The organism is Pseudomonas sp. B5(2017) (genome assembly GCF_002112825.1).
In the GTDB taxonomy this organism is placed as follows: domain Bacteria; phylum Pseudomonadota; class Gammaproteobacteria; order Pseudomonadales; family Pseudomonadaceae; genus Aquipseudomonas; species Aquipseudomonas putida_Z.
This window is the reverse complement of the sequence record NZ_NEIR01000003.1, coordinates 13,949-27,027: the sequence shown is the minus strand read 5'-3', so window position 1 is coordinate 27,027 and position 13,079 is coordinate 13,949. Positions and strand designations below refer to the sequence as shown.

Annotated in this window: 4 protein-coding genes; all 4 read left to right on the top strand. The window is 67.4% G+C overall.

Translation table 11 applies throughout. The features are described 5' to 3' along the window. Positions 1-84 precede the first annotated feature (84 nt). The 4 genes from CAG00_RS05160 to CAG00_RS05145 are packed head-to-tail and all read left to right on the top strand — an operon-like array spanning position 85 to position 13,072. Entirely contained in the window at positions 85-8,472 is an 8,388-nt protein-coding gene (locus tag CAG00_RS05160; protein WP_085663645.1) for an Ig-like domain-containing protein, read from the top strand. Further along, a complete protein-coding gene (locus CAG00_RS05155) occupies positions 8,472-9,743 on the top strand; it encodes a TolC family protein (protein WP_025338979.1) in 1,272 nt (423 codons plus the stop codon). Before CAG00_RS05160 ends, CAG00_RS05155 begins: the two co-directional genes overlap by 1 nt. Further along, positions 9,733-11,895 (top strand): type I secretion system permease/ATPase, encoded by a 2,163-nt coding sequence (locus CAG00_RS05150; protein ID WP_085663644.1) that lies wholly within the window; start codon positions 9,733-9,735, stop codon positions 11,893-11,895. Before CAG00_RS05155 ends, CAG00_RS05150 begins: the two co-directional genes overlap by 11 nt. Further along, positions 11,885-13,072, top strand: coding sequence for an HlyD family efflux transporter periplasmic adaptor subunit (locus CAG00_RS05145; protein WP_085663643.1), 1,188 nt, complete (start codon positions 11,885-11,887; stop codon positions 13,070-13,072). Before CAG00_RS05150 ends, CAG00_RS05145 begins: the two co-directional genes overlap by 11 nt. Positions 13,073-13,079: the final 7 nt, after the last annotated feature.

Below are 13,079 nucleotides of genomic sequence, written 5' to 3'. Positions count from 1 at the left end.
TCTGGCGTTTTATGGGGGGCGTGCTATTTGTGGATATACGCGTGCGATCGCTCGGTCGTGCTGTAGACAAAAGGACTGTCACGTATGTCGATTCAGGCCAAGGTATCTCCCCTCGCTCAAAGTGTTAATTCTGCCGCCCCCATCGCAATCCCCGATAACGGAATCCTGACGCTTACTCAGAGCAGTAACATTGTTCTGGATATTGCTCCAGAAAGCGTGACGAGCTACACAAAAAGCGGGGCGGACCTGATCGTACAACTGAAGTCTGGCGAGAGCCTGCGCATTGCCAACTTCTATGTCGAAGGGCAGCCGGTAAGCCAGTTGTACCTGGTAGACCGGGACAAGCTGCTGGCCGTCGACCTGCCCCCGGTCGCTGCCGATGGGCCGCTGTTGGCAGGTTATGTGCCCCAGGAAACTGCGGCCGGGTTCGAGTCGCTCACTGGCGCCGACGGCACCATTGCCGGGCTCAGCCCCGGCGCTGCATTGCTGGCTGGGGCTGCGATCATTGGCGGCGGCGTCGCGATCGCCAACAGCAACGATGGCGGCGGCGGTGGTGGTGGCGGCGGTGACGGCAGTGTGCCGCCTGACACCACGGCACCGGCGCCTGCCAGCGGACTGCAGATTGCCCCAGATGGCAGCAGCATCAGCGGCACGGCCGAGCCGGGCGCCACCGTGGGCATCGACAGCAACGGCGACGGGCAAACCGACGTCAGCGTGGTGGTCGGCTCCGACGGCAAATTCCAGATTCCACTGAATCCGCCACTGACCAACGGCGAAACGGTTACCGTGGTGGTGACCGATCCGGCCGGCAATAGCAGCCCGCCCGCGACCGTGCAGGCCCCTGACTTCCCCGATGCGCCGCAAATCAACCCGAGCAACGGCTCCAGCATCAGCGGTACCGCCGAGCCGGGCAGCACCGTGGTGCTCACCGACGGCAACGGCAACCCCATCGGCCAGACTACTGCCGACGGCAACGGTAACTGGTCGTACACACCCGATAGCCCACTGCCCGATGGCACGGTGGTCAAAGCAGTGGTAGTGGATGCCGCCGGTAACAGCGGCCCGCCCGCCAGCATCATCATCGACGGCGTGGCGCCAGCGGCACCCGTGATCAACCCGAGCAATGGTACCGAGCTCAGTGGTACCGCCGAGCCGAACAGCACCGTGACCCTCACCGATGGCAGCGGTAACCCGATCGGCCAGGTGACGGCCGATGGCAACGGCAACTGGAGCTATACCCCCGCGACCCCGCTGCCCGATGGTACCGTGGTCAACGCGGTGGCCCAGGACGCGGCTGGCAATACCAGCGGGCAGGGCAGCACCACCGTGGATAGCGTGGCGCCGGGCGCTCCCACCATCGACCTGAGCGACGGCAGCAGCCTCAGCGGTACCGCCGAGCCGAACAGCACCGTGACCCTCACCGATGGTAGCGGTAATCCGATCGGCCAGGTGACGGCCGATGGCAGTGGCAACTGGAGCTACACCCCCGCGACACCGCTGCCCGACGGTACCGTGATCAACGTGGTGGCCCAGGATGCAGCTGGCAACACCAGCGCTCCGACGAGCACGACAGTGGATGCGCAGGCCCCGGCTGCACCAGTGGTCAACCCCAGCAATGGCACCACGATCAGTGGCACCGCTGAACCGGGCAGCACCGTTACCCTGACCGATGCCGGCGGCAACCCGATCGGCCAGGTCACCGCCGACGGCAGTGGCAACTGGAGTTTCACACCGGGCAGCCCGTTACCCAACGGCACCGTGGTGAACGCCACTGCGACCGACCTGACCGGCAATACCAGCGCTCCATCGAGCACTACAGTGGACTCGGTGGCCCCGGCCGCGCCGGTGGTCCAGCCGAGCAACGGCAGCGAAATCAGCGGTACCGCCGAGCCGGGTAGCACCATCACCCTGACCGACGGCAGCGGCAACCCGATCGGCCAGACCACCGCCGACGGCAGCGGCAACTGGTCGCTCACCCCAGGCACACCGTTGCCGGATGGCTCCGTGGTCAATGCCACGGCGACCGACCCGGCCGGCAATACCAGCGGGCAGGGCAGCACCACCGTGGATGGCGTGGCCCCGGGCGTGCCCACCATCGACCTCAGCAACGGCAGCAGCCTCAGCGGCACCGCCGAGCCGAACAGCACCGTGACCCTCACCGACGGCAGTGGTAATCCGATTGGCGAAGCCACCGCCGACGGCAGCGGTAACTGGACGTTCACCCCAGCCACGCCGTTGCCCAATGGCACGGTGGTCAATGCCACGGCGAGCGACCCGGCCGGCAATACCAGCCCGGCAGCGACGGTCACCGTCGACTCCAGCGCGCCGGCTGCACCGGTGATCAATCCCACCAACGGCGCGACCATCGGCGGTACCGCTGAAGCAGGTGCCACCGTCACCCTGACCGATGGCAGCGGCAACCCGATCGGCCAGGTCACCGCCGATGGCAGTGGCAACTGGAGTTTCACTCCGGGCAGCCCGTTACCCAACGGCACCGTGGTGAACGCCACCGCGACCGACCCGACCGGCAACACCAGCGCTCCATCAAGCACCACAGTGGACTCGGTGGCCCCGGCCGCGCCGGTGGTCGAGCCGAGCAACGGCAGCGAAATCAGCGGCACCGCCGAGCCGGGCAGCACCATCACCCTGACCGACGGCAGCGGCAACCCCATCGGCCAGACCACCGCCGACGGCAGCGGCAACTGGTCGTTCACCCCTGGCACACCGTTGCCGGATGGCTCCGTGGTCAATGCCACGGCGACCGACCCGGCCGGCAATACCAGCGGGCAGGGCAGCACCACCGTGGATGGCGTGGCCCCGGGCGTACCTACCATCAATCTCAGCAACGGCAGCAGTCTTAGCGGCACCGCCGAGCCGAACAGCACCGTGACCCTCACCGACGGCAGTGGTAATCCGATTGGCGAAGCCACCGCCGACGGCAGCGGTAACTGGACGTTCACCCCAGCCACGCCGTTGCCCAATGGCACGGTGGTCAATGCCACGGCGAGCGACCCGGCTGGCAATACCAGCCCGGCAGCGACGGTCACCGTCGATTCCAGCGCGCCGGCTGCACCGGTAATCAATCCGAGTAACGGCGCGACCATCGGCGGTACCGCTGAAGCAGGTGCCACCGTCACCCTGACCGATGGCAGCGGCAACCCGATCGGCCAGGTCACCGCCGACGGCAGCGGCAACTGGAGCTTTACCCCCGGCACACCGCTGGCCAACGGTACCGTAATCATCGCAACGGCAACCGACCCGACCGGCAACACCGGTCCGCAGGCCGCCACCACGGTGGACTCGGTAGCCCCGGCCGCACCAGTGGTCGAACTGAGCAACGGCAGCGAAATCAGCGGCACCGCCGAGCCAGGCAGTACCATCACCCTGACCGATGGCAGCGGCAACCCGATCGGCCAGACCACTGCCGACGGCAGCGGCGACTGGAGCTTCACCCCCGGTACGCCGCTGGCCGACGGAACCGTGATCAACGCCACGGCGACCGACCCGGCCGGCAATACCAGCGGGCCGGCCAGCACCACCGTGGACGGCGTGGCCCCGGGTGTACCTACCATCAATCTCAGCAACGGCAGCAGTCTTAGCGGCACCGCCGAGCCGAACAGCACCGTGACCCTCACCGACGGCAGCGGTAACCCCATTGGCGAAGTCACCGCTGACGGCAGCGGCAACTGGACGTTCACCCCAGCGACGCCCCTGCCCAATGGCACGGTGGTCAATGCCACGGCGAGCGATCCGGCTGGCAATACCAGCCCGGCAGCGACGGTCACCGTCGATTCCAGCGCGCCGGCTGCACCGGTAATCAATCCCACCAACGGCGCGACCATCAACGGTACCGCTGAAGCGGGCGCCACCGTCACCCTGACCGACCTCGGCGGCAACCCGATCGCCCAGATCACCGCCGACGGCAGCGGCACCTGGAGCTTCACCCCCGGCTTGCCGCTGGCCAACGGTACCGTAATCATCGCCACGGCAACCGACCCGACCGGCAACACCGGTCCGCAGGCCGCCACCACAGTGGACTCGGTAGCCCCGGCCGCACCAGTCGTCGAGCCAAGCAACGGCAGCGAAATCAGCGGCACCGCCGAGCCGGGCAGCACCGTCATCCTGACCGATGGCAGCGGCAACCCCATCGGCCAAACCACCGCCGACGGCAACGGCGACTGGAGCTTCACCCCGACCACGCCGCTGGCCAATGGCACGGTGGTCAACGCCGTCGCCCAGGACCCAGCCGGCAACACTGGCCCGCAGGGCAGCACCACGGTGGATTCGATCGCACCCGCCGCGCCAGTGGTCAATCCGAGCAACGGCGCCGTGATCAACGGTACTGCCGAGCCGAACAGCACCGTGACTCTCACCGGTGGCAATGGTAATCCGATTGGCGAAGTCACTGCCGACGGCAGCGGCAACTGGACGTTCACCCCGGGCACGCAACTGCCCAATGGTACCGTGGTCAACGCCACGGCGACCGATGCCGCCGGCAATACGGGTGCTTCAGGTAGCACCACCGTGGATTCGTCGCTGCCGTCGATTCCGCAGGTCGACCCGAGTAACGGCTCGGTGATCAGCGGTACTGCCGATGCCGGTAACACCATTATCCTCACCGATGGCAGCGGCAACCCGATCGGCCAGGTCACCGCCGACGGCGCCGGTAACTGGTCGTTCACACCCGGCATTCCGTTGCCGGATGGCACCGTGGTCAACGCGGTGGCGCGCAACCCCGGTGGGACCGATAGTGCGCCGGCGGTCATTACCGTGGACGGCGTGGCGCCGGCCGCTCCGGTGGTTGAACCGAGCAATGGCACGGAAATCAGTGGTACTGCCGAAGCCGGCGCCACTGTCATCCTCACCGACGGCAGCGGCAACCCGATCGGCCAGACCGTCGCCGACGGCAGCGGCAACTGGTCGTTCACGCCCGGCACGCCGCTGGCCAACGGCACGGTGATAAACGCCGTGGCCCAGGACCCGGCCGGCAATACCAGCGGGCCGGCCAGCGTCACCGTTGACGCCATCGCCCCGGCCGCACCGATCGTCAACCCGAGCAACGGGGTTGTGATCAGTGGTACCGCCGAAGCCGGGACCAAGGTGATCCTCACCGACGGCAGTGGCAACCCGATCGGCCAGACGACAGCCGATGGCAGTGGCAACTGGGCCTTCACGCCTTCGCCTGCGCTGGGCAACGGCACGGTGATCAACGCCGTGGCTCAGGACCCGTCCGGCAACACCAGCGGGCCGACCAGCGCCACCGTTGACGCCGTCGCGCCGGCCGCACCGGTCATCAACCCGAGCAACGGGGTGGTGATCAGTGGTACGGCTGAGGCCGGGGCCAAGGTGATCCTCACTGACGGCAGCGGCAACCCGATCGGCCAGACCACTGCCGACGGCAGCGGCAACTGGTCGTTCACGCCCGGTACGCCGCTGGTCAATGGCACGGTCATCAATGCCGTGGCCCAGGACGCCGCTGGCAACACCAGCACCCCACAAGTCAGCACCACGGTGGATGCGGTAGCCCCTGGCCAGCCGACGATCGAGCCGAGCAACGGTACCGAGATCAGTGGTACCGCTGAAGCCGGTGCCAGGGTGATCCTCACCGACGGCAGCGGCAACCCGATCGGCCAGACCGTCGCCGACGGCAGCGGCAACTGGTCGTTCACGCCCGGCACGCCGCTGGCCAACGGCACGGTGATCAACGCCGTGGCCCAGGACCCGGCCGGCAATACCAGCGGGCCGGCCAGCGTCACCGTTGACGCCATCGCCCCGGCCGCACCGATTATCAGCCCGAGCAACGGGGTGGTGATCAGTGGTACCGCCGAAGCCGGGACCAAGGTGATCCTCACCGACGGCAGCGGCAACCCGATCGGCGAGACGACCGCCGACGGCAGTGGCAACTGGACCTTCACGCCTGCGCCTGCGCTGGCCAACGGCACGGTGATCAACGCCGTGGCCCAGGACCCGGCCGGCAATATCAGCCTGCCAGCCAGCACCACGGTGGATTCAGTCGCACCTGGCCAGCCGACGATCGACCCGAGCAACGGGACCGTGATCACGGGTAGCGCTGAAGCCGGGGCGAAGGTGATCCTCACCGACGGCAACGGCAACCCGATCGGCGAGACGACCGCTGACGGCACTGGCAACTGGGCCTTCACGCCTGGTGCGCCGCTGGCCAACGGCACGGTGATCAACGCCGTGGCCCAGGACGCCGCTGGCAACACCAGCACCCCACAGGTCAGCACCACGGTGGATGCGGTAGCCCCCGGCCAGCCGACGATCGAGCCGAGCAACGGCACCGAGATCAGTGGTACCGCCGAAGCCGGGGCCAAGGTGATCCTCACCGACGGCAACGGCAACCCGATCGGTGAGACGACCGCCGACGGCAGTGGCAACTGGTCGTTCACGCCCGGCACGCCGCTGGCCAACGGCACGGTGATCAACGCCGTGGCCCAGGACCCGGCCGGCAATACCAGCGGGCCGAGCAGCGTCACCGTTGACGCCATCGCCCCGGCCGCGCCGACTATCGAGCCGAGCAATGGTGTGGTCCTCACGGGTACTGCTGAGCCCGGCGCCACCGTCATCCTCACCGATGGTGGCGGCAATCCGATCGGCGAGACGACCGCCGACGGCAGTGGCGACTGGAGCTTCACCCCAACCACGCCGCTGGCCAATGGCACGGTGGTCAACGCGGTGGCCGAGGACGCCGCCGGCAACAGCAGTGGCCCGGCCAGTACCACGGTCGACTCGGTGGCGCCGTCGGCACCGCTGTTGAGCATCAGTGCCGACGGTGCGCTGCTGACCGGTACCGCCGAGCCGAACAGCCAGGTACGCCTCGTGATCGACGGCGATACCGCCAACCCGATCACGGTGAATGTCGACGGCGCCGGTAACTTCAGCCTGCCGTTGGCGCCACCGCTGATCACCGGCGAGCTGATCAGCGGGGTTACCGCCGACGCTGCCGGCAACCTCAGCGGCCCGGCGACGATCAACGCGCCGGACCTGGCGCCGCCGACCATCAGTGTGCCGGAAGCCGCCGACACCTGGATCAACGCTGCGGAGATCAGCGACGGCATCCAGGTCGACGTGACGATCCGCCCGACCATGCAGGTCGGCCAGGTGATCACCGTCGCCTTCGCCGGGCAGAACGGCTACGAGACGCAGGCAACGCACACCATCACCGCCAGCGATATCCTGGCCGGCAGCGTCACCGTGACCATTCCCCCTGGCGGTGGCATGGGGCCGTTCCCGGAGGGCGCCTCTACCGTCACCGCAGACATCAATGGCGGCACTGCTTCGACCCCGGTGCCGTTCACCGTCGACACCATCCCGCCTGCGACCCCGGTGCTGTCGCTGGTGGGCAGCATCCTGACCATCTCCACCGATCTGGGAACCGAACTGACGGTTGAAGTGGACATCGGCGGCGTCACCGCCACCGCCACGGTGACAGCCGACAACAGCGGGCTGGCTTCGCTGAACCTGCTCACCGACCTGGACATCGACCTTACCCTGGACCAGTTGCTCAACGCCCAGGTTTCGGTAACCGGCGAGGATCCGGCCGGCAACACGAGCAATGTGGCAACCATCGGCGTTGGCGGCAGCCTCGAGCAGCCAGTGACCATCGGCAACTTCGGCGTCGATGTCAGCCTCAACCCGCTGAACCCGCGGTTCGGTTTCAGCGGCACCACCGAGCCGGACTCCAGCGTGGTGATCCGTGTCATCACCCCTGCGCTGAACGTCGAGCTGCTGCCGATCCAGGCGGACAGCTCCGGCAACTTCTCGCTGAACCTGCTGAGCCCGACCGTCCTCACCCAGCTGGGGCTGAACATCACCGATATCCTCAACCTCGGTTCGCAGATCTCGTTCAACATCGTCGCCACCGACACCAACAGCAACGACAGCTCGGCCTACGGCATCACCCTGACCCCCAACGGGCTGTCACTGAATATCGGCCAGATCGACGTCAACGGCACCTCGGGGGACGACGTCATGTCTGGGGCGAGCGGCAGTTCGGAGCACATCAATGGAGGTGATGGCAACGACCTGATCTTCAACGTTGGGACCGGTGATCACGTGGTGGCCGGCAACGGCAACGATGCCATCCAGATCACCGCGACCGACTTCGTCAGCATCGACGGCGGCGCCGGCTTCGACACGTTGGTCCTGGCCGACGGCATCGACCTCGATTACAACGCCGTCGGCGTCGGCACGCTCTCCAACATCGAGCGTATCGACCTTGGCAGGGGCGACTCGGGGAGCGTGCTGACCCTGACCGCGGCGGAGGTCGACGCCATCACCGATGCCAACAACGTGCTGCAGATTACCGGCGAAAGCAACGACACCCTCAACGTGGTGGGTGCCGTGAACACCGGGACCACGCAGCAGCTCAACGGCATTACCTACGATGTCTACAACTTTGGCAGCAGTACCCTGCTGATCGAGGACAACACGGTACAGGTCGTGGTCTGATGCGCGGCCTGTCCGTGCTCAAGGGACGGCGCCGTGGCGCGGGAGCCCTCTGGCTCCTGTGCCTGGGGCTGCCGTTGTCCGCCCCGGCCATCCCGCTTGACCAGGCGGTGCGGGCGGGATTGGCGATCCACCCGCAGGTGCGTTCGGCGATGGCCGAGGCGGATCGTGCGGGCACCGAGGTGGAAATCGCCAAGGGTGGCTATTACCCCTCTGTCACCATGTCCGGAGGGCCGCAGGAGTTCGACGTTGGCGAGGTCGTCTACGACGTCACCGTCTCGCAGATGCTGTATGACTGGGGAAGGGTGACGAGCAAGGTCGACAGCGCCAGCGCGACCCGGCGCAAGCTTTCCGAGGCGGTGCTGGTGGCGCGCGACGATGCGGCGCTGGATATCGTCGAGACCTATCTCGATGTGCTTGCCTCGGAGCGCCGGGTGGAGACGGTGCGCCAGCACATCCAGCGCCTCGACGGCATCCGCGAGATGACCCAGGCGCGCGGCAGCGACGGTTACGCCGACCGCAGCGAACTGGACCGCGCCAACCTCGAACTGGCGCGTGCCCAGGAACAGCTGTCGCTGGAGAAGGGCAACCTGCAGGACGCGCGCAACCAGTACGCGATCCTGGTTGGCCAGGACCCCTCCGAGCTGGTGGAGCCCGAGCCGATGTCGCTGCAGCGCTACCTGGCTGCCAGCGACATGACGCGGGTGATCCGCGAGTCACCGTTGCAGCGCAAGGCGTTGGAGGACGCCAATGTCGCCGAGGCGCAAGTCCGCGAGGCCAAGGCTTCGTTGCTGCCGCAGTTGAACCTGGAGGCCTCCGCATTGCGCCGGGAGATCGGCGGTCGCCCGGAAAGCGACTCGGTGATGTCGCTGCGCTTTCGCATGGATACCTTCCAGGGGCTTTCCAACTTCCGCCGGCCGACCGCTGCGCAACAGCGTCTGGAGTCGGCGCAATGGACGGCCGATGCGATGCAGCGTGACATCCGCCGGCAGCTGCAGACGCTGTTCGATAATGGCGACACCCTGCGCTGGCGGGAACAGTCGCTGAGCCAGCAGGTGACGGAGTCGGAGCAGGTGGGCGAGCTGTACCGCGAGCAGTTCGAGGTCGGCCGGCGCGACGTGATCGACTTGCTCAACGTGCAGCGCGAACGCTTCGAGGCCGAGCGGCAATTGATCAATCTGCACATCGAGCGCAAACGCATCGAGTACCGGGCGGCTGCGCAGGTCGGGCTGTTGGGGGCATTACTGGAGAATCGGTTGAATCATGGAAGTTGAACAATCCCCGGATAATGTCGTGACCCTGAACCACGACGACCCGCTGCGCCAGGGCCTGCTGCTGCTGTGCCGGCAACTGGGCCGGCCGCTGGGCGACGCTGAGCTGGTCGACGGCCTGGCGCTGGAGCACGGACGCCTGCCGCTGCGCCTGGTCGCCCGCGCCCTGCGCCGCGCCGACATCACTGCCAGGGTTGCGGAGCTGCCGTTGCGGCAGATGGACGCCTACCTGCTGCCGGCCCTGCTGTTGCTCGACGATGGCCGCAGCCTGCTGCTGGTTGGCATCGAGGGTGAGCAGTACGAGGTGCTGGTGCCGCAGAGCGACGGCGGCCGTGAGTGCATGGCGCTGCCCGTTCTGGAGGCGCTTTACAGCGGCACGGCGGTGTTCGCCAAGTGCCGCTACCACCCCGACGGGCGGGTGGGCGACTACGCCAGCGGCCTGCCGGAGCACTGGTTCTTCGGGCCGCTCAAGCGGCTCTGGCGCTCTTATGCGGAAGTCACGGCGGCGGCCCTGGTGGCCAACGTCCTGGCCGTCGCCTCGGCGCTGTTCGCCATGCAGGTGTACGACCGCGTGGTACCCAACGCGGCCTTCGATACCCTATGGATACTCGCCAGCGGCGTGGCCCTGGCGATCATCGTCGACGGGGTATTGCGGATCCTTCGCGGGCACCTGCTGAACGTTCTCGGCAAGCGCCTGGACCTGCAGTTGTCGAGCCTGCTGTTCGCGCGTGTGCTGAGCACCCGGATCGCCGCCAAACCTGCGTCGATGGGCGCGTTCAGCACCCAGGTGCGTGAGTTCGAGTCGGTCCGCGAGTTCTTCACTTCGTCCAGCGCCGCGCTGATCAGCGACCTGCCGTTCGTGGTGATCTTCCTGTTGATCATTGCCGTGATCGGTGGCCATGTGGTCTGGGTGCCGCTGGTGGCCTGCGTGTTGATGCTGCTGCCGGGGCTGCTGACCCAGCGCCTGCTGGGGCACCTGTCGCGGCAGAACCTGCGCGAGGGGGCGATGAAGAACAGCGTGCTGCTGGAAGCCTTCGAACACCTGGAGACGGTCAAGGCCGCGCGTGCCGAAGGCCGCTGCCGCCAGCAGTGGGAGACGCTCACCGGGGAACTGGCCGGTACCGCAATGAAGACCCACGCCCTGGCCTCGACCCTCAGCTATTCGGCGAGCATCGTCCAGCAGCTGTGCTATGTCGGGGTGGTGGTGTTCGGCGTCTACCGGATAAGCGACGGCGCGATGACCGTCGGCGCCCTGGTGGCCTGTTCGATCCTGGCCTCGCGGGCCATCGCACCGCTGTCCCAGGCTGCCGCCATTCTTGGCCGCTGGCAGCACACCAAGGTGGCGCTGGAGGGCCTCGACCAGCTGATGTCCGCCGAGCAGGAGCGGCCCGCCGGCAAGCGCTTCGTGCACCGCGACCGACTCCACGGGCATTACCGTCTGGAGGCGCTGCGCCTGGCCCACGGCGACAGCCCACCGGTGGTCGACGTGCAGGCGCTGAACATCCAGGCCGGCGAGCGGGTAGCGCTGCTCGGCGGCAACGGCGCCGGCAAGTCGACCCTGCTGCGGCTGCTCAGCGGCCTGCTCGACGCGCAATCCGGCCGGCTGTTGCTGGACGACATCGCCCTGAGCCAGCTCGACCCGGCCGACCGCCAGCGCGGCATCGGCTACCTGCCGCAGGACGTGGCGCTGTTCCACGGCAGCCTGCGGGAAAACCTCAACCTGGCCAACGCCGCGCTGGGTGACGAGGAATTGCTGGAAGCCCTCGATGGCGTGGGGCTGGGTACTTTCGTGCGCGCCCACCCGTTGGGCCTGGACATGCCGATCCAGGGCAACGCCAGCCTCTCCGGCGGCCAGCGCCAGGCGGTGGGGCTGGCCCGGGTGCTGTTGCAGGACCCGCCGATCCTGCTGCTCGACGAGCCGACCGCGGCCTTTGACCAGAACAGCGAGAAGCAGGTCATCGACTACCTGCAGAAATGGCTGGGCCGCCGTACCCTGATCATCACCACCCACAAGAAAAGCGTACTGGCGCTGGTGGACCGTGCGGTGGTGCTGCGCAACGGCCAGGTGATCATGGACGGCCCGCTGAACCAGGTGGTGCTGGGCAACCAGGTGCAGGCGCCGCAGGTCGCCGAAGGAGCCGGCCATGGCAGCTGAAAAGAGTTCTGTAGCGCTGCGCCGGCAACTGGCCGATCCCTTGCTGGCGACCACTCACCCGGTCTATCGCCCGCTGCTCTGGACCCTGCTCGGCAGCGTCTTGCTGTTCGTCGCCTGGGCCGCCTGGGCAGAGCTCGATGAAGTGACGCGCGGCGATGGGCGGGTGGTGCCGTTCAGCCGCATCCAGAAGATCCAGAGCCTGGAAGGGGGCATTCTCGACCGTCTGCTGGTGCAGGAGGGCGACCTGGTGGAGGTCGGCCAGCCGCTGCTGCGCCTGGACGAGACGCGCTTTCTCACCAATTTCCAGGAGTCGGCCAACCAGGCCGGCGTGCTGCGCGCGGCCATTGCCCGGCTGGACGCCGAAGTGCTGGGCAAGGCGGCCATCGAGTTTCCATCGGACATCGACCCGCAAGGGCCGCTGGCGCGTTCCGAGCGCGAGCTGTTCAAGTCGCGGCGGGACAAGCTGCTCGAAGGCAGCCAGGCAATCCAGAGGCAGATCAGCCTGGCCCAGAGTCAGCTCGACCTGGTCCGCCCGCTGGTGGCCAAGCGTGCGGTGAGCCAGATGGAGGCGCTGCGGCTGAGCCAGGACATCGCTACCCTCAACGGCAAGCTGACCGAGCTGAAGAGCAGCTACTTCCAGGATGCCTATACCGAACGCTCACAGCGCAAGGCCGACCTCAGTGCCCTGGAGCCGATCGTCCAGCAGCGCCAGGACCAACTGCGCCGTACCGGGATCGTTTCGCCGGTGCGTGGGCGGGTGAACACCGTGCTGATCAACACCCGTGGCGGGGTGATCCAGCCCGGCGAGGCGATCATGGAAGTGATCCCGGTGGAGGACCGCCTGCTCGTCGAGGCCAGGATCAAGCCGCGCGACGTGGCCTTCCTGGTGCCGGGCATGCCGGCCAAGGTGAAGATCACCGCCTACGACTTCAGTATCTATGGCGACCTCAAGGGCACCCTGGAGCAGATCAGCGCCGACACCATCGAGGAGGACACGCCCCATGGCAAGGAGTCGTACTACCAGGTGCTGATCCGCACTGACGGCAGCCAGCTCAAGCGCGGCGAGGAGGTGTTGCCGATCATCCCCGGCATGGTTGCCGAGGTGGATATCCTCAGCGGCAAGCGCAGCGTGCTCAATTACTTGCTGCGCCCGCTGATCAAGGCCCGTCTGTACTGAACTGGGG

Coding starts and splice junctions, on each gene's coding strand:
- CAG00_RS05150 (WP_085663644.1), top strand. CDS start 9,733: ATGGAAGTTGAACAATCCCCGGATAATGTCGTGACCCTGAACCACGAC.
- CAG00_RS05155 (WP_025338979.1), top strand. CDS start 8,472: ATGCGCGGCCTGTCCGTGCTCAAGGGACGGCGCCGTGGCGCGGGAGCC.
- CAG00_RS05145 (WP_085663643.1), top strand. CDS start 11,885: ATGGCAGCTGAAAAGAGTTCTGTAGCGCTGCGCCGGCAACTGGCCGAT.
- CAG00_RS05160 (WP_085663645.1), top strand. CDS start 85: ATGTCGATTCAGGCCAAGGTATCTCCCCTCGCTCAAAGTGTTAATTCT.